Origin of the sequence: Agromyces litoreus (assembly GCF_040496015.1) — a bacterium.
Lineage (GTDB): Bacteria > Actinomycetota > Actinomycetes > Actinomycetales > Microbacteriaceae > Agromyces > Agromyces litoreus.
Map to the genome: position 1 here is coordinate 98,348 of NZ_JBEPKA010000012.1, position 21,919 is coordinate 120,266.

The following is a 21,919-nucleotide window of genomic DNA, read 5'->3' on the forward strand; positions in this document are numbered from 1 at the left end:
GTTCAGCCCGCCAGCCGGACCCGGATGGCGCGGCGCCGCGCCGCGCCGGACTGCCCCAGGTATCGGCGCCAGTCGGACTCCCAGCCGTCCCAGTACGGGTCGAACGCCCCGCGGTCACGCGCGAGCGCGCGCTCCCGCCGGGTCGCGACGGGAGCGTCCAGCCAGACCCGGACTGCGCCCGTGCGACCGGCACCGGCGAGGAACGCGCCGCACCCCTCGAGGATGAGCGGGCCGCCGGGGGCGACGTGCTCGACCGGGCCGGGTCGATCCGCGATCCAGTCCCACGATCGCAGCGAGCCCGGACGTCCCGACCGCCGCGGTCGGAGCAGTCCCGGGCCGAGCATCTCGGCACCGCGGCGCAGCCCTCGCCATCCGGGGATCGCCTCGTCGACGCGGAGCAGCCTCGGGCGGCGACCCGGCCATTCGGCGACGAGTGCGGCGGCGAACGTGCTCTTCCCGGCGCCGCTCGGCCCGTCGATCAGTACGAGCGGAGCGGGACGGGCCGATGCCGCCCGCACGACGGCGTCGAGCGCCGGGCGGAGCGCGAGCGCGCGATCGACGTTCACGCCCACACCGGGTGGAACGTGCCCGCCCAGACCGCGCCGGCGATCGCCGTCGCCGCGATCGCCGCCGCGATCGCCACGAGCAGCACGTCCGGCGCGCCCACCGTCGACGGGCGCGCCCACGTGCGCGGCACGTCGGCCCCGAACCCGCGCGCCTCCATCGCCGTCGCGAGCTTCGACCCGCGGCGGATGGCGAGCACGAGCAGCGCGAACGCCATCGTGGCGGCGCGCCGGAGCGCGCCGTGGTCGCCGATGCCCCGTGCGCGGCGCGACAGCGCCATGGCCCGCCAGTCCTCGACGAAGAGCCCGACCAGGCGGGTCGCGGCGAGTGCCCCGAGCACGAACCGGGCGGGGAGGCGCCACACCTGCGCGAGGCCGTCGGCGAGGTCGGTGGGGTCGACACGGAGGAACAGGAGGGCGGCCGGCAGGCCGATCGCGAGGACCCGCACGGTGACCGCGACGGCGAGCTGGATCGAGCCGTCGGTGATGCGCGCGAGCCAGAACTCCCAGTACACGGTGCCCGACGGCCTGCCGTACAGCAGCATGCTGAGCCCCGCGAGCGGCGCCGCGACCAGGATGGGCCAGGTGCGGCGCACGAGCAGCGCCGGCGTCACCCCGGCGAGCGCGAACAGCACGAGCTGGATGCCGAGTGCGAGCGCGGCGCTCAGCCAGTCGACCGTGACGAGCAGCGGCGTGGTGAGCACCATGGCCGCGGCGAGGCGCGTGGCGGGGTTCACGCGGTCGATGAACCGGAGGCCCGGGCCGACGACCGGCGTTGCGGCCTCGATCGCGCTCATGCGGGACTCCCGGCCGCCAGGTGCGCCGTGGTGACGGCATCGAGTTCGATCCGGTGCCCGCCGAGCGCCTCGACGAACGCGGCGTCGTGGGTCACGGACAGCAGGGTCGTGCCGCTGCGCACGATCTCGTGCAGGAGTCGGACGAGCTCGACCCAGCCCAGGCGATCCTGGCCGAACGTGGGCTCGTCGAGGATCACGACGCCGGGACGCGTCACGAGCACGGAGCCGACGCTGAGCCGCCTGGCCTCCCCACCCGACAGCGTGAAGGGGTTCGCCGCGGCGAGCCGGTCGAGCCGGAGCCGGTGGAGGACCTCGTCGACCCGTTCGTCCACCTCGTGGGCCGGCAGTCCGAGGGCGCGCGGCGCGACCGCGACCTCGTCTCGGACGGTCGAGGCGACGAACTGGTGCTCGGGTTCCTGGAACACCGTCCCGATCCGGGTCAGCAGCTCCCGCGACCGCCATCGGATCGGCGACCCGTCGAGCCCCAGCGAGATCGTCGGAGCGGCCACCACGCGGCCGGCCTGCGGCGGGAGCAGTCCGCCGAGGGTGAGCGCGAGCGTCGACTTGCCGGCACCGTTGGGTCCCGTGAGCACGGCCGAGCCGCCGGCCGGCAGCACGAGGTCGAGTCCGTCGTGGAGCATCGGCGCGCGCGGTCGGCCGATCCCGAGGCCGACGGTCGACAGCGCCGGCGGCGCGTCGGCTCGCCGGACCTCGCGCGCGCCGGGCACGTCGAGCGGCACGCCCGGCACCCACACGCCCGCCGCGGCCAGCTCGTCGCGGCGCCGCCCGAGCACGTCGCGCGGTGCGCCGTCGGCGACCAGGGAGCCCTCGGCGTCGAGGACCACGACCCGATCCACCAGGTCGACCCAGACGTCGACGCGGTGCTCGACCACGACGAGGGTCGCGCCGGTGCGCTCGAGCACGCGCGCGACCGCGCCGCGCACCTCGGCGACGCCGGTGGGATCGAGGTTCGCGGTGGGTTCGTCGAGCAGCAGCAGCCCCGGGCGCATCGCCAGCGCGCCGGCGAGCGCCATCCGCTGCTTCTGCCCGCCCGACAGTCGGGAGGTCGGATGGTCGAGCGGCAGGTCGAGCCCCACGGCGTCGACCGCCTCCCGCACGCGCTCCCAGATCTGCTCGCGCGGCACGCCGAGGTTCTCGCACCCGAAGGCGACGTCGTCGCCCACGCGAGCGAGGATCACCTGGGAGTCCGGGTCCTGCAGCACGAGTCCGGCGCGACCCCTGGCTTCGGCGGGCGGGCGTCCGTCGATCCGGAGTCGGCCCTGCGCCTCGCCCTCGTCGTCGCCGCCGAGCACGCCGGCCAACGCGTGCAGCAGCGTCGACTTGCCCGAGCCGGACGGGCCGAGCAGCAGCACCCGCTCCCCGGGCTCGACGACCAGGTCGATGCCCTGCAGCGCGGGACGACGGCGACCGGCGTGCCGCCAGCCCCACCCGGTGGCCTCCACGCGGGCGGGGCGGACGGCGTGCGGTGCACGGCTCACGCGTCAGACCCGTCCGGCATGGTCCCGTCCGGCGCCGAAGCGGCTGAGCGCCCCGGTGGCCGCGAGCGCGCGGACGACGATCCACCCGAGCAGGCCGGCGAGCACCGCGCCCGAGACGACGACCGTGCCGAGGTACAGGGCCAGGAACTCGGCCGACTTCTGCAGGTTGCCGGACAGGAACAGCTCGAGCACCCACGCGGCGGCGCCCGCGGCGGCGCCCGCGGCCATCGCGGTCACGACGCCGAAGCGACGGTAGCCGGTCGCGAGGAAGACGAGTTCGGCACCCAGGCCCTGCGCGAGGCCGGAGTAGATCGTCTCGATGCCCCACTGGTTGCCGACGAGCGCCGACACGATCGCCGCGAGCAGTTCGACGTAGAGCGCGGCCCCGGGCTTGCGGATGATCAGGCCGCCGAGCACCCCGCCGATGAGCCAGATGCCGACGGCGACGCCGCCGAGGCCGGGCGTGAGCGCGTCGGCGGCGCTGAACCACGCGAAGCCGACGTTGTTCCAGATGAGGAAGACGAGTCCGGTCGCGACGCCGATCACGCTCGCGACCACGATGTCGACCACGCGCCAGCGGGTGCTGCGGCGTTCGTCCGTGGCAGTGCCGTCCGCGAGGTCGGCCCGGTCGGTGGATGTCTCGTGCACTGTCGTGCCCTTTCGTCTCGTGGAAAGAGGCACGGGAATTGAGATCGTTGCCCTCCCTGCGCTGGCATGACCCAGATCAGGTTCGACGGTCGAAGGTTGGAGAACCTTCCTCTCAGCCCGGCTCACCGGACTCCCGTGTTCGACCCCGAGTATACGCGCGGGAGCCCGTCCGTCGCCGCGGCGACGGCGGAGGCGACCTCCGGCTACTTCTTGAGCGCCTTGACGAGCAGCCTCAGCGCCTTGCCGGTCACCGCGATCAACGGGATGGCGACGATGAGCAGGCCGACCACGTTCGGCTCGAAGCGGACGTCGCCGCCCCGACCGACGTAGGCGCCGAGCGGGACGGACCAGCCGCCGCCACCACCACCGGAACCCTCGTTCTGCTCGTCGTCGGTGCCGGACCCCCCGCCGAAGCCGTAGCCTGCGAGGGCGACCGGGACGACCTCGGTCCCGCCGATCTCGACCTTGTCGGCATAGGAGGTGCGGACGCCGACGCCGGCGACCTTGTCTGCGAGTTCGAGCACGAAATCAGCCATGCGGCCACGCTACCGGCGGTCGGTGCCGGGCTGGAAGGGCGTTGACGGACGGCGGGCCGCCGGTTCAGTCCTCCGAGCGCGGTCGTCGCGGGCGCTCGTCGCCGCCATCGTCGCGGACCGTCGGCGCGGCCGACTCCGCCGCCGGTCGCACGAGCGCCGCCGGCCGGACCGCACCCCGGCCGAACCGGGCGACCACCTGGTCGACCGTGCGCTCGGCGCCGCGCCAGTCCTCGTCGGGATCCCACAGCGGTGCGCCCGCACCGGCGGGCCGCAGCTGCTCGCCGCGGACCCCGATGAGTCGCACGCGCCGGCCGTCGCCGACGAGCTCGCCGAGCGGCACGAGCGCCTCCTCGTAGATGCGTCGGGCGACGTCCGTCGGCTCGGCCAGGGTGCGGGAGCGGGTCACCGTCGTGAAGTCGCCGTACCTGAGCTTCAGCGTCACCGTGCGGGCGAGCAGGTGCGCGCGACGAAGCCGCACGCCGACGTCGGTCGCGAGGCGGAGCAGCTCGCGCGCGATGTCGTCGGGCTCCACGAGGTCGTGGTGGAACGTGGACTCGTGGCCGATGCTCTTCTCGGCGCGCCGGGTCTCGACGTCGCGCGGGTCGTCCCCGTTCGCCAGCGCGGCGAGCCGTGACGCGAGCGCGGGGCCGACCGCCCGGGCCAGCGCGTCGGCGGGCATGTCGGCGACGTCGCCGACCGTGCGCAGGCCGAGCTTCAGCAGCGACTGCTCGGTCACCCGGCCGACGCCCCAGAGCGCCGAGACGGGGAGGGGATGCAGGAACGCGACGGTGTCGGCGGCGGGCACGACGAGCATGCCGTCGGGCTTCGCGCGCGAGGAGGCCACCTTCGCGACGTACTTGCTCGCGGCGACGCCGACCGAGCAGGTCAGGCCCGTCTCCTCGTGCACGCGCCGGCGGATGGTCCAGGCGATCTCGGCGGGGCTGCCGTGCAGGCGTCGGGCCCCCGACACGTCGAGGAACGCCTCGTCGATCGAGAGCGGCTCGACCAGGGGGGTCAGCTCGCGGAAGATCGTCATCACGCGCTCCGAGTACTCCGCGTAGCGCCGGTGGTCGCCGCGGAGCACGACCGCGTTCGGGCACCGCTGCAGGGCGGTGGACATCGGCATCGCGGAGTTGACCCCGAAGCGTCGCGCCTCGTAGCTGGCCGCCGCGACGACCCCGCGCCCTGCCGTGCCGCCGACGAGGACCGGCTTGCCCCGCAGGTCGGGTCGGCGCAGCAGCTCGACCGAGACGAAGAACGCGTCCATGTCGACGTGCAGGATCGGGGTGCCCGAATCGTCGACCGGCCCGGTCGTGACCTGGCGCGACGAGCCGTCCTGCTTGCTCACGCAGCGACCCTAGCGCGCACCGGCGACGCCGGGTCAGAACCCGAAGTCGCCGAAGTCCCCACCTCCGCCGAAGTCGCCGAATCCGCCCCAGTCGCCCCCGTCGGCGCCGGCGGCGTCGATCGAGCCGGCATCCGCGCCGGGATCGGCCCCTCCGCCGTCGACGTCGGCGCCGGCCGCATCGAACGCCCCCGGGTCCGGCAGGAACGCCTGCGCGATCGCCGACCCGATCACGACGCCCGCGATGGTCCCGAGCATCGAGCTGCCGATCATCGACCCCATCGAGGGTGCGGCACCACGTGCGCCGGGCGCACCGCCGAACGCGCGCTCCATCGAGCCCGGCTGCCGCAGTTCCTGCCGCGTCGCCGCGCGCGCGAGCGCGCTCGGCTCGTCGGAGACGACTCGTTCCCCGGCCGGCGCCTGCTCGGCGAGCGACCGGAACACCTGCTGCCGCTGTTCGGGCGTGAGCGTCGCGAACGCCTCGGCATGCACCGCCTCGATGGACTCGGGCGGCGCGGTGCGCAGCAGGTAGCGGTAGCGCTCGATCGCCAGTTCGTCGTCGGTGAGCCGTCGCGACTGGGGAACGGCAGGAGTGGGGCGGGCGGTGCGGTCGTCGCCTCCGCCGAAGAGTCGGTCCAGGAATCCCATGGTGTCCTCGCTCGTGTTCGGGATCTCAGGCTATGCGGCCCCACCATGAGGGGCCTGTGAGCGGGCGGCCTGCGGCCTCGGTCGCCGGTCGTCGCGCCCACGCGCTACGACGGGGATGCCGCGGCGCGGTCCGGCGCGCCGCGGCATCCGTTCGTCGGGTGCTAGCCCTCGCTGCTCGCGCGCTCGAGCACCAGTTCACGCACGCGCGCGGCGTCGGCCTTGCCCTGCATGGCCTTCATGACGGCGCCGATGACGGCACCGGCGGCCTGCACCTTGCCGTCGCGGATCTTCGCCAGCACGTCGGGCTGGGCGGCGAGCGCCTGGTCGATCGCGGCGACGAGGGCACCGTCGTCGGAGACCACCGCGAGGCCGCGAGCGTCGACGACCTCGCGCGGCGAACCCTCGCCGGCGATCACCCCCTCGAGCACCTGGCGGGCGAGGCGGTCCGTGAGCGTACCCTCCTCGACGAGCGCCGCGAGCTCGGCGACGTGCGCCGGCTCGGCGAGCCCCGAGGCGTCGACGCCCTGCGCGTTCGCGGTGCGGGTCAGCTCGCCGGTCCACCACTTCCGCGCCGCCGCCGGCGTCGCACCGGCGTCGATGGTCGCGGCGACCTCGTTCAGCAGCCCGCCGTTGGCGACGTCCTGGAACTCGAGGTCCGTGAAGCCCCACTCGGCCTTCAGCCGTCGGCGACGGGCAGCGGGCGGCTCGGGCAGCGCGGCGCGCAGCTCCTCGATCATCGCCGGGTCGGGCTCGACCGGCAGGAGGTCGGGCTCCGGGAAGTAGCGGTAGTCGTCGGCGTCGGACTTCGGCCTGCCGGAGCTGGTGGTGCCGGTGTCCTCGTGCCAGTGGCGGGTCTCCTGCGTGATCGTTCCGCCGTCGGCCAGGATCGCCGCCTGGCGCTGGATCTCGTAGCGCACCGCACGCTCGACCGAGCGCATCGAGTTGACGTTCTTCGTCTCGGTGCGGGTGCCGAACTTCTCCTGGCCGCGCGGCCGGAGCGACACGTTCGCGTCGCAGCGGAGGTTGCCGCGTTCCATCCGCGCCTCCGAGATGCCGAGCGAGAGGACGATGTCCCGGATCGTCGCGACGTACGCCCGCGCGACCGCGGGAGCATCCGCCTCGGTGCCCACGATGGGCTTCGTCACGATCTCGACGAGCGGCACGCCCGCGCGGTTGTAGTCGACGAGCGAGTACTCGGCGCCGTGGATGCGGCCGGTCGAGCCGATGTGCGTGAGCTTGCCCGCGTCCTCCTCCATGTGGGCGCGCTCGATCGCGACCTGGAACGTGCGGCCGTCCTCGAGCTCGACCTCGACCGAGCCCTCGAAGGCGATCGGCTCGTCGTACTGCGAGATCTGGTAGTTCTTGCCGAGGTCCGGGTAGAAGTAGTTCTTGCGCGCGAACCGGCTGGACGGCGCGATCGAGCAGCCGAGCGCGAGCCCGAGCGAGATCGACGAGCGGATCGCCGTCGCGTTCACCACCGGGAGGGCGCCCGGCAGGCCCATGTCGACGGGCGCGACGAGCGTGTTCGGCTCGGCGCCGTGATAGGCCTCGTTGGCGGGGTTGGGGGCCGGCGAGAACATCTTCGTCGCCGTGTTCAGCTCGACGTGCACCTCGAGGCCGATCACCGGTTCGAAGCGCTCGAGCGCCTCCTCGTAGTCCATCAATGCAGCGCGCGCCATCAGACCACGCCCTCCTCGGTCGCCGTGAGTTCGTGGGTGGACAGGTCGGGCGCCTGAGCCAGGATCGGGCCGCCCCAGCGGTCGACGAGCATCCGCTCGAGCGCGCCGCCGACGTTGTAGAGCCGGGCGTCCTCGCGCGCGGGCGCGAGGAACTGGATGCCGACCGGCAGGCCGTCCTCGGGCGCGAGGCCCGTCGGCACCGAGATACCGGGCACGCCCGCGAGGTTCGCCGGGATCGTGGCGATGTCGTTCAGGTACATCGCGAGCGGATCGTCGAGCTTCTCGCCGAGCTTGAACGCCGTCGTCGGCGCAGTGGGCGTGGCCAGCACGTCGACCTTCCCGAACGCGGCGTCGAAGTCCTGCTGCACGAGGGTGCGGACCTTCTGCGCGCTGCCGTAGTACGCGTCGTAGTAGCCGGCCGACAGGGCGTAGGTGCCGAGGATGATCCGGCGCTTGACCTCGGGGCCGAAGCCCGCTTCGCGGGTGGCCGCCATGACCTCCTCGACCGTGCCGCCGCCGTCGGGCGTCACACGCGGGCCGAAGCGCACCGAGTCGAACTTCGCGAGGTTCGACGACGCCTCGGCGGGCAGGATCAGGTAGTACGCCGCGATCGAGTACTCGAAGTTCGGCGCGCTGACCTCGACGATCTCCGCGCCGTTCGCGGCGAGCAGCTCGATCGCCTCGTGGAATCGCTGGCGGACGCCCGCCTGGAAGCCGTCGGAGTCGAGCTCCTTGACGACGCCGATCCGCAGGCCCGAGACATCCGCGTTTCGCACGGCCTCGGCCATCGACGGCCACGGGTCCGGGATGGAGGTCTGGTCGTGCGGGTCGTGCCCGGCGATCACGTCGTGCAGGAGCGCCGCGTCGAGGACGGTCCGGCTCACCGGACCGACCTGGTCGAGCGAGGACGCGAGCGCGATCGAGCCGTAGCGGCTCACGCCGCCGTAGGTGGGCTTCGTGCCGACCGTGCCGGTCACGTGCGCGGGCTGGCGGATGGAGCCACCGGTGTCGCTGCCGAGCGCGAGGGGCGCCTCGAAGGCCGCGACGGCCGCGGCCGAACCGCCGCCCGAGCCGCCGGGGATGCGCTCGAGGTCCCACGGGTTGTGAGTGGGGCCGTACGCCGAGTGCTCGGTCGAGGATCCCATCGCGAACTCGTCCATGTTCGTCTTGCCGAGCGGCACCATGCCGGCCTCGCGGACCTTCCGGACCGGCGTCGCGTCGTACGGCGGGATCCAGCCCTCGAGGATGCGCGACCCCGACGTCGAGGGCATGCCCTCGGTCACGAGCACGTCCTTCACGGCGATCGGCACGCCGGCGAGCGGTCCGAGCTCCTCGCCGGCGGCGCGCCGGCGGTCGACGGCCGCGGCGGTCTCGAGTGCGGCCTCGTTGACGTGCAGGAAGGCGTGGACCGCGCCGTCGACGGCGGCGATCCGGTCGAGGTGGGCCTGCGTCGCCTCGACGGACGAGACCTCGCCGGTGGCGAGCTTGGCGGCGAGGTCGGCGGCGCTCAGGCGGATCAGGTCGCTCACTGCTCCTCCCCCAGGATCGCGGAGACGACGAAGCGGGTGCCGTCGTGCTCGGGCGCGCCCGAGAGCACCTGCTCGACGCTCAGGACGTCGCTCGGGACGTCCTCGCGAAGCGGGTTGTGCAGCGGGATCGGGTGGCTCGTGGCCGCCACGTCGGACGTCGCCACCTCGCTCACCTTCTCCACCGCCTGCATGATCTGGCCGAGCTCCGTCGTGAGGTGCTCGATCTCTTCCTCGGTGAGCGCGATGCGAGCGAGGTTCGCGAGATGCGCGACCTGCTCGGCGCTGATTTCAGACATGCTGCTCCGTGGTCCGGGAATGGGGATGCAGCGATTCTATCGAGGCGCGCCGAAGAGTCCGACGCCGTACTTCTGCAGCAGTTCGTACGCCTCGCCGTACGTCTGCGGTTCGGCCTCGCCGTCGCCGTACTTCGCGATCAGGAGCCCCAGCAGGCCCTTCGCAGGCGGGCTGAGCGGCGCGCCGCGGTGGGCGTCGCCCGGGTGGAGCGGTTCGGCTTCGGGGTTGGGCGGCGTGTACTGCGGCGTGGTCTCGGGCCAGCTGAGCGGATGCCGCGGCGCGTCCAGCGTCACGGCGTTGTCGAGGACGGGGGCGCCGTCGTCGCGGTCGGTCAGCGGGTCGAGCCCGTGCCGCGCGCAGAGGGTGGCGATCACGGAGCCGTGGTGCATGGCGTCGTGGATGACGGCACCCGCGGGCGTGTACGCCGAGACCGCGATGGCCGGCACGCGGCATCCCAGGCGGTCGAAGGTGAAGTCCATCTCTCCCGCGCCGTCGTCGGCCGACGGCGGAACCGCGGCGGGCGGGGCCACGTGGTCGTACGTGCCGCCGTGCTCGTCGAACGTGACCAGGAGCATGGTGTTCATGGCGTTCGAGCCCGTCTTCGCCGCGCTCGCGCGGATCGCGGAGTAGATCGAGTGGATGAGCGCCTCGCCCGCGCGGACGTCGGACACGGCGCCGTCGGTGACCTCCACGCCGTCGACGTCCGACTCGCGCAGTCGGCCGACCGGGGGGTGGAAGTCGTTGTGGTCGTAGATCATCCGCGGTTCGACGAAGCTGTAGGGCGCGAGCTTCCCGTCGGCCACATCGCTCCAGAACTGCGACATCGGCGCGAAGTGCGCGGTGCGCCAGTACTCCTCGAGGGCGGGAGCGTGGATGATCCCGGTCATCGACACGAGCTGCAGGTCGTCGAAGTAGATGCGCCAGTCGAGGCCGGCGTCCTCGAGCCGGTTGAAGACGGTCGGGCTCGCGTCGGCGTCGAGCCACTTGCGATAGCCCCCGTCGCCCCGGTTCGTCACGAACCCGTGCGAGGTCGAGGCGTGGAAGAAGGAGCGGTTGCAGAAGGTCTGCGACGGCACCGCGCAGTGCCACGCGTCGTAGACCGCGAAGCCCTTCGCGAGCGTCGAGAGCACGGGCAGCATGTCGGGCGAGAACGAGCCCATGATCTGCTCGAGGTCTCGCCGCTCGGCGCCGCGGCGGCGGTGCTCGGTGTGGTTCGCGTAGTCGAGGACGAAGCCGTCCATGTCGGGATCGGCGCCCGCGTCGGGCGCGTTGTAGGGGGCCTGCATGTCGTCGATCCCGGCCGTGGCGTTCGAGGCGGGGCGGATGGTGCCGAACAGCTGCGTGTTGACGTGGGGGTACTCCTCCCCCGGGTCCGGGTCGGGACGCCGCATGATGGCGTCGGTCGCTCCGGCGTAGACGTGGGCCGCGATGCGGCGGCCGTCGGGCGCGGTGTTCGCGTGCTCGCCGAAGGCGAGCCCGTCGAAGCTCGCGCCGTCCGGCAGGTCGTCCTCGCCGTACAGCCACCCGAGGAGGTTGTCGAAGGAGCGGTTCTCGCCCATCACCACGACGAGGTGGTCGAAGCCCGGCGTGGCCCTGGCCGGCGGCGGCGGCGGGAGCGGCTGGACGCCGGCGTTACCCTCGTCGACGCCCGCGTCGTGGCCGACCGCTGCCCCGATGGCGGCGGCCGAGCCTCCGGCGACGACGGCAGCGGCGCCCGCGACGCCGCCGTACCTCAGGAACTCGCGTCGCGTCGTTCCGTGCGCGGGGTCGTCGCGGGATGCGCCTCCGCCGCCGCCGTCGCTGCCCTTCCGATCCGCACCGGCGCCACCGCGTGCGTCCGCTGGTCGGTCGGATCCCATCGCGCCCCCGTGGTCGTCAGCCGTCGAGCGCCGCCGGTCCCTCCGTGACGAGGATCGCGAACTGCGCCGCGTCGATGACCCGGACACCGAGGTCCTCCGCCTTCGCGAGCTTGGAGCCGGCGCCGGGACCCGCCGCGACGAAATCCGTCTTCTTCGAGACGCTCGACGCCGCCTTGCCCCCTGCGGCGATGATAGCCTCCTGCGCTCCCTCGCGCGTGAACCCGTCGAGCGATCCGGTCGCGACGACGGTGAGGCCCGCGAGCACCCCGCCGGCCTCCGCCGCCCGTCCGGGACCGGGATGGCCGGGCGTCGCGAACTGCACGCCCGCCGCGGCCCAGCGGTCGATGATCTCGCGATGCCAGTCGACGTCGAACCAGTCCAGGAGCGAGTCCGCGATGATGCCGCCGACGCCCTCGACCTCGGCCAGCTCCTCGCGGGTCGCAGCGCGCACCGCATCGAGCGATCCGAAGTGGTCGGCGAGGGCACGCGCCGCAACCGGGCCGACGTGCCGGATGTTCAGTGAGACGAGCAGGCGCCAGAGCGGCTTCGTCTTGGCCTTCTCGAGTTCGGAGAGGAGCTTCGTCGCCGCCTCGGAGGGCAGAAGCTCGCGGTGGTCCTTCCGGATGCCCGCGGCCCGTCGCTCCGCGGCGGTCAGCGATCCGGCACCCGGCGGGTAGGTGAGGCGCACCTTCTGGAACGGCGCCCTGCGGACCTCCTCTCCGGTGACCGGGTCGGTCCGCGGCTCACCCGTCTCGGCGTCGCGGACGACGACCTCGATGGGCACGAGCTCGTCCATGGTGAGGTCGAAGAGGCCGGCTTCCGTCACCAGCGGCGGGACCTCGGGCACGAGCGGCTGGGTGAGCGCCGCCGCGGTGACCTCGCCGAGCGCCTCGATGTCGAGCGCGCCGCGCGACCCGATGTGCTCGACGCGCCCGCGCACCTGTGCCGGGCAGCTGCGCGCGTTCGGGCAGCGCACGTCGATGTCGCCCTCCTTCGCCGGGCGGAGCGTGGTGCCGCACTCCGGGCAGGTCTCGGGCATCCGCCACTCGCGTTCCGTGCCGTCGCGGAGTTCCTCGACGGCGCCGAGCACCTCGGGGATGACGTCGCCCGCCTTGCGCAGCACGACGGTGTCGCCGATCAGCACGCCCTTGGCCTTCACGACCTCCTGGTTGTGCAGCGTCGCCTGCTCGACCGTGCTGCCCTGCACCTTGACCGGCGCCATGACCGCGTACGGCGTCACGCGGCCGGTGCGCCCGACGCCGACGCGGATGTCGAGCAGCTTCGTGTGCACCTCCTCCGGCGGGTACTTGTACGCGATCGCCCATCGGGGCGCCCGGCTCGTGGCACCGAGCTCGTCGTGCAGCGCGAGCTCGTCGACCTTGACCACGATCCCGTCGATCTCGTGTTCGACGTCGTGGCGGTGCTCGCCTCGGTCGGCGATGAACGCCGTCACGTCGTCGATCGTGTCGAACACGCGGGAATGCGGCGAAACGGGCAGCCCCCAGCCGGCGAGCAGTCCGTAGACCTCGGACTGGCTCGTGACTGGCGGGTCCTCCCACGCGCCGATGCCGTGCAGGTAGAGCGCCAGGCGGCCGAGCCGGTCGCGCATGAGCTCGAGCTGGAATGCGGTCTTGTTCTCGCGTCGCTGGCGGATGCTGCCAGCGGCGGTGTTGCGCGCGTTGGCGAACTCCGGGAACCGGGTCGGGATCGCATCCTCCGTCCGCCCCTTGGCGCGCTGCTCGGCGGCGAAGGCGGCCTGGAGCTCGTGCTGGCGCGCGTTCAGCGCCTCGAAGTCCGCCGACCGGAGGAAGACCTCGCCCCGCACCTCGAAGAACGCCGGGAACCCCTCGCCGGCCAATCGGCGCGGAATCGCCGGGATGAACTCCACGTTCTCGGTGATGTCCTCGCCGACCCGGCCGTCGCCGCGGGTCGTGGCGGTCTCGAGCACGCCGTCACGGTAGGCGAGGCTGATCGCGAGCCCGTCGATCTTGAGCTCGGAGAGCCAGCGCACCGGCCGCCCGGCAGCGGCCTGCGCCTTCGCCGCCCACTCGGCGAACTCCTCGAGCGTGAAGACGTTGTCGAGGCTGAGCATGCGCTCGGCGTGCTCGTGCGGCGGGAACCCCACCGAGACGAGCGCCGCGCCGACCTGCTGGGTCGGGCTGTCCTGCCCGGCGAGCGCGGGGAACGCCTGTTCGAGCGCCTCGAGACGGCGGAAGTCGACGTCGTACTCGGCGTCGCTGACGAGGCTGACGCCCTCGGAGTAGTACGTCATGCGGTAGCGCTCGATTCGCTCGCGCAACGCGTCGTACTGGGCGCGGGCATCGTCGAACTCGGAGGGGATGTCGCTCACGGAGTCATCCTATGGACGACCGCCGACGCCCTCGGCCCGCACCGGGCACGACGGCGGGCGTGCGCCCGAGGCGCACGCCCGCCGTGGTGTCGCTGCGCAGGTCAGGCGCCGAAGCCCGCGGCGTCGACCTTCCGGTGGTACCGGGTCCCCGCCTTGCCGCCGAGGATCGCCCCGCCGAGCGTCACGGCGACGAGCAGGATGACGGTGATGATGCCGGCGAGGGTGAGCTCGCCCTCGGTGACCGGGATGCGCGGGAACGCGTTCACGTTCGCGAGCACGTCGTAGCGGCTGCCGGCGAGCGCGCCGAGCGCGGCACCGACGATCGCCATCACGATCGCCCAGAGCCAGACGGCGACGCCCTGCTTCACGCCGTTGAACCGGGCCATCCGCCCGGCGACGTACCCGCCGGCGTAGTACGCGACGAACAGTGCCACGAGCAGCAGGATCGCGCCGATCACGCCGATCGTCTGCGGGTCGCTCTCGACGGCCTCGTCGACCGCCTCCCCCACGTTGCCGAGGCCGAGCGCCGCTCCCGTCGCGGCGAGCAGCGCTGTGAGCAGCGCCGCGAGGCCCACGGCCGTGAGCCAGCCGAAGAAGGCGGCACCGAACTTCATGCCGCCGAACCGATCGCGCTCGCGGTCGATGACCGCGGCACGGACTGCGGGATCGGTGACGGGCGCGTCCGCGACCCGCTCGCGGCGGTCGGGCACCCCGTCGCCGTCGGTGTCCACCGCGCGCTCGCGCCGGTCCGGCACCCCATCCCCGTCGGCGTCCACCGCCCGCTCGCGCCGGTCCGGCACGCCGTCGCCGTCGGCGTCCACCGCGCGCTCGCGCCGGTCGGGCACGCCGTCGCGGTCGGCGTCGGCCGTCCACTCCCGGTCGTCGGGTACGCCGTCGCGGTCGCGGTCCCGCGAGGCCGGGCGATCGGTGGAGCTGCTCATGGTCTGTCCCCTCTCGTCGTGGCGCCGCGCGAGGTCCGCCGCAGCGCGACCCCGACCCTACGCAGGGCGGCGGGCGAGCGCGCAGGCCTTGACAAGCGGTCCGCGAGCGTACTCGCGCGGGTCAGGGAACGCCCAGCGCGCGCTCAGGCGCCCGCGGGGACCGCGCTGACGGTGCGGTCGATCGTGCACTGGCCGAGCACGCGCGTGCCGACGTAGACGACGGCGGTCTGGCCCGGCGCGACCCCGGTGAGCGGCGCGTCGGGCGTCACGACGAGCTCGGCCGTGCCCGAGGCGTCCGCCGCCACCCGGGCGGTCGCGGGGACCGGGTCGGCATGTGCGCGGATCTGCACCTCGCAGGCGAACGACCCGCCGTCGACGTCGACGATCCCCGAGGCGACCGGGTCGGCGCCCGCCCAGGAGAAGCGCGTGCCCGCGATCTCGGCGATGGCGAGCGCCTCCTTCGGTCCGACGACGACCGTGCGCTCCTTGGGCCGGACCTCGAGCACGAACCGCGGCTTGCCGTCGGGCGCGGGGGTGCCCAACCGCAGGCCGCGGCGCTGGCCCACGGTGTAGGCGTGCGCGCCGTCGTGCGCGCCCACGACGGCGCCGTCGCGATCGACGATGTCGCCCGGCGCCGTCCCGACCTTCTCCTCGAGCCAGACCCTCGTGTCGCCCTCCGGGATGAAGCAGATGTCGTACGAGTCGGGCTTCTGCGCCACGCTGAGGCCGCGGCGCGCGGCCTCAGCGCGCACCAGCTGCTTCGAGGGCGTGTCGCCGAGCGGGAACATCGCGTGCGCGAGCTGCTCGGTCGTGAGCACGCCGAGCACGTACGACTGGTCCTTCGCCTCCGCGCTGGCGCGGTGCAGTTCACGACGGCCCGCGGCGTCGGTCACGACCTTCGCGTAGTGGCCGGTGCAGACGGCGTCGAAGCCGAGGGCCAGGGCCTTCTCGAGCAGGGCGGCGAACTTGATCCGCTCGTTGCAGCGCATGCACGGGTTGGGGGTGCGTCCGGCGGAGTACTCGGCGATGAAGTCGTCGACCACGTCGGCCTTGAACCGCTCCGAGAAGTCCCAGACGTAGTACGGGATGCCGAGCACGTTCGCGGCGCGCTGGGCGTCCATCGAGTCCTCGATGGTGCAGCAGCCACGGCTGCCGGTGCGGAGGGTGCCGGGCATCCGGCTGAGGGCCAGGTGCACGCCGACCACGTCGTGGCCGGCCTCGACGGCGCGCGCGGCCGCGACGGCGCTGTCGACGCCGCCGCTCATCGCTGCCAGGATCCGCATGCCCCCAGTCTACGAACCGGCCCCTGAACGCCCCCTCCACCCGCCTTCAGCGGTCGAAGCTCGTGGCGCGGCCGGCCATGCCGGCGCGCGACGCGCGCTCGACGGCGGCGGGGAGCGCCCTGAGGAACGCGTCGACGTCGGCCTCCGTCGTGGTGCGGCCGAGCGTGATGCGCAGCGCTCCGCGGGCCTCCGCCTCCGATCGACCCATCGCGAGGAGCACGTGCGAGGGCTCGGGCACGCCGGCCTGGCAGGCCGACCCGGTCGAGACGGCGACCCCGGCGGCGTCCAGGAGGAACAGGAGGGAGTCGCCTTCGCAGCCGGGGAAGGTGAAGTGCGCGTTGCCCGGCAGCCGTCCGGCCGGATCCGGATCCCCCGAGAGCCTGGCGTCCGGCACGACGGACGCCACGCCCGCGACCAGACGGTCGCGCAGCGCCGCGAGCCGGCCGTCCTCGACCGCGGCGTCCGCGGCCATCGCCCGGACGGCGGCGGCGAAACCCGCGGCCGCGGCGACGTCCTGCGTTCCCGAGCGGATGCGGCGCTGCTGGCCGCCGCCGTGCAGCAGCGGCTCGATCCGGGTCGACCGGTCGAGCACGAGGGCGCCGATGCCGACGGGTCCGCCGACCTTGTGGGCGGAGACGCTCACGGCGACCAGCCCGGCCCCCGGCGGGGCGGCGGTGTCGCGACGGATGCCGTGCAGGTCGATCGGCTCGTGCCCGTACGCGGCGATCGCGTCGACGTGCAGCGGCACCCCGGCGCGCGCGCACAGCTCCGCGACCCGGACCACCGGTTCGACGGTGCCGACCTCGTTGTTGGCCTGCAGCATCGTGACCAGGGCGACGGGTGCCGCGTCCCGCCCGAACTCGTCGGCGAGCGCGTCGACGCGGAGCCGGCCGAGGTCGTCGAGCGGCAGCTCGACGACCTCGGCACCGTCGACGCCCACGAGCCAGTCGACCGCGTCGATCGTGGCGTGGTGCTCCCCGCCGGGCATCAGGATGCGGCGGGCGCCGGTCTCGGACCGGCGACGCCAGAACAGGCCCTTGACGGCGAGGTTCACGGCCTCGGTCCCCCCGCCCGTGAACACGACCTCGATCGGGTCGGCGCCGACCGTCGCGGCGACCGCCTCCCGGGACTCCTCGAGCAGGCGCTTCGCCTCCTGCCCGGCGCTGTGGATCGACGCGGGGTTGCCGACGAGGCGGAGCGCCCGGGTCATGGCCGAGATCGCCTCGGACCGCAGGGGGGTCGTGGCGGCGTGGTCGAGGTAGACCGGGTCGCGGCGGGCCACCGAGCACCTCCTGACCGGGGAACGTGATCCCGGGAACTACTGTAGTTCGCATGTCTCCGGCCGATCCGCTCCTCGATCTGGGCGTGCGGACCGGACCGGACGGCGGAACCATCCGGGTCTGGTCCGAGCACGCGACCGCCGTCGACCTCGTCGTCTTCGGCGCCGAGGACCTCGACTGGGCGCTCGAGCGCGTGCCGCTGGAGCGCGACGCGCACGGGGTGTGGCAGGCGGCATCCGCGGCCCTCGTCCCGGGCGCCCGCTACGGCCTGCGCGTCGACGGCCCCGCCGGCCTCGAGCACGCCTTCAACCCCGTGCACACGCTCCTCGACCCCTGGGCGCGCGGCCTCCAGCGCGCCGACGACGGGTCGTGGCGCGGCGTCGCGCTCGACTCGCTCGCGTCGGAGGGCTTCGACTGGAGCGGAGTGGGCAAGCCGCGGGTGCCGCTCGACCACGTCGTCGTCTACGAGGCGCACCTCAAGGGCTTCAGCCGTCGCAACGAGCGCGTCCCGCCGGCGCTGCGCGGCACCTACGCCGGGCTCGCGCACGACGCCTCGCTGGAGTACCTCACCGGACTCGGCGTCACGACGGTCGAACTGCTGCCGGTCCAGGCGTTCGTCCCCGAGGAGCGCCTGGTCCGCCAGGGCCAGGTCAACTACTGGGGATACAACACGCTCGGGTTCTTCGCGCCGCACGCGCCGTACGCGAGCCCGGCCGCTCAGGCGGAGGGACCGGCCGCGGTGCGGCGCGAGTTCGCCGGCATGGTCAAGCGCCTGCACGAGGCCGGCCTCGAGGTCGTGCTCGACGTGGTCTACAACCACACCGCGGAGGAGGGCCGGGAGGGGCCCACCGCGAGCTTCCGCGGCATCGACAACGCCGCCTACTACCGTCACGACGTGCACGGGCGCTACGTCGACACGACGGGCTGCGGGAACACCCTCGACTTCGGCCGCGACGCGGCCGTGCGCCTCGTCCTCGACTCCATGCGCTACTGGGCGGACGAGCTCCAGGTCGACGGGTTCCGCCTCGACCTCGCCGCCACGCTCGGCCGCGACGAGCACGGCGCGTACTCCCCCGACCACCCGCTGCTGCGCGGCATGCTCGAGGACCCGGTCATCGGCGCGGGCAAGCTCATCGCGGAGCCGTGGGACGTGGGTCCGTTCGGCTGGCAGACCGGGAACTTCGCCCCCGGATTCACCGAGTGGAACGACCGGTACCGCGACCGCATGCGCGACTTCTGGCTCGGCGACCTCCGCCGGGAGCGACACGGTCACCCGGGCAGCGGAATCGGACGCTTCGCGACGCGCCTCGCGGGCTCGTCGAACACGTTCGCCGCCGGGCGCGGGCCGCTCGCGAGCCTGAACTTCATCACCGCCCACGACGGCTTCACGCTCGCCGACCTGACCGCCTACGACGTCAAGCACAACCTCGGCAACGGCGAGCACAACCGCGACGGCGCCGACCACAACAACTCCTACAACCACGGTGTCGAGGGCCCGTCCGAGGACCGCGACGTGAGCGCGGCGCGGCGGCGCAGCATCCGGAACCTGCTCGGCACCCTGCTCCTCTCGGCCGGCGTGCCGATGCTGACCGCGGGCGACGAGTACGGTCGCAGCCAGCGCGGCAACAACAACGCCTACTGCCACGACTCGGAGCTCACGTGGCTCGCGTGGGCCGACGACGAGCGCGACGCCGCGCTCGAGGCCACGACCAGGCACCTGCTGCGCCTCCGACGCGAGAACCCCGCGCTCCGACCGGTGCGATACGGCCGGTTCGGCGAGCACGTGCCGAGTGCGTCGCAGATGGACTGGTACAACGCCGACGGTCGGACCATGACCATCGAGCACTGGAACGACCCCGGCCAGCGCACCCTGCAGTTCCTCGCCGCGTCGACGCCGGAGTTCGAGGACTTCAACCGCATCCTGCTCGTCGTGCACGCGTCCGAGACCGTCGCGGAGGTGCTGCTGCCCGAGCATCCCGGCGTCGACGCCTACGAGCTGCTCTGGGACTCGGCGGACGAACGGCCCGGCGCGGGGCTCGGCGCGCGGCGCGAGCCCGGCACGGCGATGCCGATGTCACCGCAGTCGATGCGCCTCTACCTGGCGCACGGCGACCCGGCGCCCGTGCTCGTCGATGCCGCCGCCGGCTCGGTCGCCGCCGGCGCCGACGCGGCCGACATCGCCGAGGACGGCCGACGCGCGGCCGACGAACCCGAACCCGGCCCGACGCGCCGGGGGGCCGGCGACTGATGGCCCGGCGATCGGATGCCGCGGCCGGAACACCGGCCACGCTCGCGCTCGCCCGCGCCGGCATCCGGTTCACCGCTCATCCGTACGAGCACGATCCGCGCGCCGCCGCCTACGGGCTCGAGGCCGCCGAGAAGCTCGGGATCGAACCCGAGCGGGTCTTCAAGACCCTGCTCGCGAGCGTGGACGGCGCGCTCGCCGTCGGCATCGTGCCGGTGGCCGACCGGCTCGACCTGAAGGCGCTGGCCGCCGCGGTCGGCGGCAAGCGCGCCGAGATGGCCGACCCGGCCCTCGCCGAGCGCCGGACCGGGTACGTCGTCGGCGGCATCAGCCCGATCGGGCAGCGGACGTCGTTGCCGACCGTGCTCGACGAGACGGCGATCCTGTTCGAGACGATCCTCGTCTCCGGCGGTCGTCGCGGCCTCGACCTCGAGCTCGCGCCGGACGACCTCCTCGCGGTCACCGCGGGTCGCTACGCCCCGATCGCGCGGGCCCGCTGATGGAGTTCGTGCTCGCCTTCGTCGAGTGGAGCGCGGCGGTCGGCATCGTGCTGTGCATCCCGCTCCTCGTCCGCGCCGTACGGGCCGAACTGCTCCGCGCCGACGATCCGCAGTTCCGGGCGACCGGCCTCTTCCCGAGACTGATCCGCGCGGTCCGCCGGCTCGGCTCCCGCGAGGACGAGGCCTGACCCGGGCCGCATGCCGCGCACGACCCGGGTCCCGCGGTCACCCCGCGGCGGAGACGAGACCGAGCTCGGCCGGACTCACGAGCAGCGGATGCCGCGGCACCACCCGGACGGTGTAGCCGAACGCCCCCGCGCGATCGAGCGTGAGCGTGCCCGTGTAGACACGGGTCGCGGCATCCGTCGTCGACTCGCCGTCGGGCGCGAGCCGCGCCGTCCGGGCGTCGCCGATGCGGTCGTCGCCGTGCGTGTGGCCGTACACCACCTCGACCGACACGTCCTCCTCGGCGAGGTCGCCGAGCGCCACGTGCGCGCGCAGGTGCAGCTGGTCGCCGACGTGCGGGGTCGACTCGAGCCCGCCCGACTCGACGTGCACGACCCGGACGCCCGACCAGGCGTCGCGCACGTGCGCGGTCCAGTCCGCGAGCTCGCGGGCGGGCGCTGCGCCGTCGGCGCCGACGCGCGCCGCCTGGTCGGCGGCCGGCCGGTACAGCCGCTCGACGTACTCCCGCACCATCCGGTCGGCGCCGAGCTCCGGTGAGAGCTTCGCGAGCGTGCGGCGGGTCCGCGCCATCCACTCGGTCGGCACGCCGTCGCGGTCGCGATCATAGAACAGGCGCGTGATCCGGTGCTCCAGGAGGTCGTACAGCGCGCCGGCCTCGACCCGGTCGCGCTCGGCCTGGTCGCCCGCGGCGTCGGCGGTCGGGATCACCCAGCCGTGGTCGTCGGCGGCGTACTCGGCCCACCACCCGTCCAGGATCGAGAGGTTCAGCGCACCGTTCATCGCGGCCTTCATGCCCGACGTGCCGCACGCCTCCAGCGGTCGCAGCGGATTGTTCATCCAGACGTCGCACCCCGGGTACAGCCGCTGGGCCATCCCGATGTCGTAGTCCGGCAGGAACACGATGCGCTCACGCAGGTCCGGCCGCTGCGCGAACTGGACGAGGCGCTGGATGAGCCGCTTGCCCTCGTCGTCGGCCGGGTGCGCCTTCCCGGCCACGACGAACTGGACGGGGCGGTCGGGGTTGGTCAGGATCGCGGCGAAGCGGTCGGGGTCCTGCAGCATCAGGGTGAGCCGCTTGTACGTCGGCACCCGCCGTGCGAAGCCGATCGTGAGCACGTCGGGATCGAGCACGCGGCGCACCCAGTCGGGCGCGATCTGGCCGCCGTGCTGCTCGGACCACGCCGCCGCGAGCCGGCGTCGCGCGTCGTCGACGAGTTGCAGGCGCATCGCGCGCTTCACGCCCCAGAGCTCGGCGTCGCTCACGGCCGGGCTGAGCCAGTCGGCGTGCTCCGCGTCACCGGTGCCGAGCCGCTCCTCGGCGAGCGCGAGCAGCGCCGGATCGGTCCAGGTCGGCGCGTGCACGCCGTTCGTCACGGACGTGATCGGCACCTCGTCGGCGTCGAACCCGGGCCAGAGGTCGCCGAACATGCGCCGGCTGACCTCGCCGTGCAGCCTGGAGACCCCGTTCGCGTGCTGGGCGAGCCGGAGGCCCATCATGGCCATGTTGAACGCGCTGGCCTCGGGGGCGACCCCCGGCTCGAGGCCGAGCGGGAGCGCATCGGCCGGGTCGACGCCGGGCAGGAGCCCGGCCTCGAGGTAGGACGCGACGAGTCCGCCGTCGAATCGGTCGATGCCGGCCGGCACCGGGGTGTGCGTCGTGAACACGGTGCCCGCGCGCACGAGCTGGAGCGCCTGGTCGAACGCGAGCCCGTCGCCGATGCACGCCGAGATCCGCTC

Annotated in this window: 19 protein-coding genes and 1 riboswitch; of the genes, 3 read left to right on the plus strand and 16 right to left on the minus strand. The window is 73.7% G+C overall.

Going from position 1 to position 21,919, the window contains the following annotated elements:
* Window positions 1-2: 2 nt before the first annotated feature.
* The 15 genes from ABME01_RS10710 to ABME01_RS10780 all read right to left on the minus strand — a co-directional run bounded on the left by ABME01_RS10710 (window position 3) and on the right by ABME01_RS10780 (window position 17,253).
* The gene (locus ABME01_RS10710; protein ID WP_353828388.1) at window positions 3-566 is read right to left on the minus strand and encodes a nucleoside/nucleotide kinase family protein; all 564 of its coding nucleotides are present in this window, start codon (window positions 564-566) and stop codon (window positions 3-5) included.
* Window positions 563-1,360, minus strand: a complete 798-nt coding sequence (locus ABME01_RS10715; RefSeq protein ID WP_353828389.1) for an energy-coupling factor transporter transmembrane component T family protein — start codon at window positions 1,358-1,360, stop codon at window positions 563-565. Before ABME01_RS10715 ends, ABME01_RS10710 begins: the two co-directional genes overlap by 4 nt.
* Complete coding sequence (locus ABME01_RS10720; protein WP_353828390.1) at window positions 1,357-2,859, minus strand: ABC transporter ATP-binding protein; 1,503 nt, start codon at window positions 2,857-2,859, stop codon at window positions 1,357-1,359. The genes ABME01_RS10715 and ABME01_RS10720 overlap by 4 nt, the downstream gene beginning before the upstream one ends.
* A gap of 3 nt (window positions 2,860-2,862) precedes the next feature.
* Window positions 2,863-3,507 (minus strand): ECF transporter S component, encoded by a 645-nt coding sequence (locus ABME01_RS10725; RefSeq protein ID WP_353828391.1) that lies wholly within the window; start codon window positions 3,505-3,507, stop codon window positions 2,863-2,865.
* Between the two features lie 36 nt (window positions 3,508-3,543).
* Window positions 3,544-3,654, minus strand: a riboswitch (TPP riboswitch).
* 56 nt (window positions 3,655-3,710) lie between these two features.
* Window positions 3,711-4,043, minus strand: a complete 333-nt coding sequence (locus ABME01_RS10730) for a hypothetical protein (protein ID WP_353828392.1) — start codon at window positions 4,041-4,043, stop codon at window positions 3,711-3,713.
* Window positions 4,044-4,107: 64 nt separating this feature from the next.
* On the minus strand, window positions 4,108-5,391 hold the full coding sequence (locus ABME01_RS10735; protein ID WP_353828393.1) for a DNA polymerase IV: 1,284 nt from the start codon (window positions 5,389-5,391) through the stop codon (window positions 4,108-4,110).
* 33 nt (window positions 5,392-5,424) lie between these two features.
* On the minus strand, window positions 5,425-6,036 hold the full coding sequence (locus tag ABME01_RS10740; RefSeq protein ID WP_353828394.1) for a hypothetical protein: 612 nt from the start codon (window positions 6,034-6,036) through the stop codon (window positions 5,425-5,427).
* A gap of 161 nt (window positions 6,037-6,197) precedes the next feature.
* Window positions 6,198-7,715, minus strand: coding sequence for an Asp-tRNA(Asn)/Glu-tRNA(Gln) amidotransferase subunit GatB (gatB, locus tag ABME01_RS10745; RefSeq protein WP_353828395.1), 1,518 nt, complete (start codon window positions 7,713-7,715; stop codon window positions 6,198-6,200).
* Window positions 7,715-9,244, minus strand: a complete 1,530-nt coding sequence (gene gatA, locus ABME01_RS10750; RefSeq protein ID WP_353828396.1) for an Asp-tRNA(Asn)/Glu-tRNA(Gln) amidotransferase subunit GatA — start codon at window positions 9,242-9,244, stop codon at window positions 7,715-7,717. Before gatA ends, gatB begins: the two co-directional genes overlap by 1 nt.
* Window positions 9,241-9,540, minus strand: coding sequence for an Asp-tRNA(Asn)/Glu-tRNA(Gln) amidotransferase subunit GatC (gene gatC, locus ABME01_RS10755; protein ID WP_353828397.1), 300 nt, complete (start codon window positions 9,538-9,540; stop codon window positions 9,241-9,243). Before gatC ends, gatA begins: the two co-directional genes overlap by 4 nt.
* 36 nt (window positions 9,541-9,576) lie before the next feature.
* A complete protein-coding gene (locus tag ABME01_RS10760; protein ID WP_353828398.1) occupies window positions 9,577-11,397 on the minus strand; it encodes an alkaline phosphatase family protein in 1,821 nt (606 codons plus the stop codon).
* A 16-nt stretch (window positions 11,398-11,413) separates the two neighbouring features.
* Window positions 11,414-13,669, minus strand: a complete 2,256-nt coding sequence (gene ligA / locus ABME01_RS10765; RefSeq protein ID WP_436407426.1) for an NAD-dependent DNA ligase LigA — start codon at window positions 13,667-13,669, stop codon at window positions 11,414-11,416.
* A 179-nt stretch (window positions 13,670-13,848) separates the two neighbouring features.
* Window positions 13,849-14,688 carry a hypothetical protein gene (locus tag ABME01_RS10770; RefSeq protein ID WP_353828400.1) on the minus strand — a complete coding sequence of 280 codons (840 nt, stop codon included), beginning with the start codon at window positions 14,686-14,688 and terminating at the stop codon, window positions 13,849-13,851.
* 143 nt (window positions 14,689-14,831) lie between these two features.
* On the minus strand, window positions 14,832-15,971 hold the full coding sequence (gene mnmA, locus ABME01_RS10775; protein ID WP_353828401.1) for a tRNA 2-thiouridine(34) synthase MnmA: 1,140 nt from the start codon (window positions 15,969-15,971) through the stop codon (window positions 14,832-14,834).
* Window positions 15,972-16,017: 46 nt separating this feature from the next.
* A complete protein-coding gene (locus ABME01_RS10780; protein ID WP_353828402.1) occupies window positions 16,018-17,253 on the minus strand; it encodes a cysteine desulfurase family protein in 1,236 nt (411 codons plus the stop codon).
* Between the two features lie 50 nt (window positions 17,254-17,303).
* Here ABME01_RS10780 and glgX point away from each other — a divergent pair, with 50 nt between their 5' ends.
* From glgX to ABME01_RS10795, 3 genes are read left to right on the plus strand one after another with little or no spacing between them, the layout of a single operon-like run.
* The gene (gene glgX / locus ABME01_RS10785) at window positions 17,304-19,499 is read left to right on the plus strand and encodes a glycogen debranching protein GlgX (protein ID WP_353828403.1); all 2,196 of its coding nucleotides are present in this window, start codon (window positions 17,304-17,306) and stop codon (window positions 19,497-19,499) included.
* A complete protein-coding gene (ybaK, locus tag ABME01_RS10790; protein ID WP_353828404.1) occupies window positions 19,499-19,996 on the plus strand; it encodes a Cys-tRNA(Pro) deacylase in 498 nt (165 codons plus the stop codon). The genes glgX and ybaK overlap by 1 nt, the downstream gene beginning before the upstream one ends.
* Window positions 19,996-20,184 carry a hypothetical protein gene (locus ABME01_RS10795; RefSeq protein WP_353828406.1) on the plus strand — a complete coding sequence of 63 codons (189 nt, stop codon included), beginning with the start codon at window positions 19,996-19,998 and terminating at the stop codon, window positions 20,182-20,184. The genes ybaK and ABME01_RS10795 overlap by 1 nt, the downstream gene beginning before the upstream one ends.
* Before the next feature lie 37 nt (window positions 20,185-20,221).
* Here the strand turns inward: ABME01_RS10795 and glgP are convergent.
* On the minus strand, window positions 20,222-21,919 hold a 1,698-nt coding region (glgP, locus tag ABME01_RS10800), incomplete at its 5' end, for an alpha-glucan family phosphorylase (RefSeq protein ID WP_353828407.1).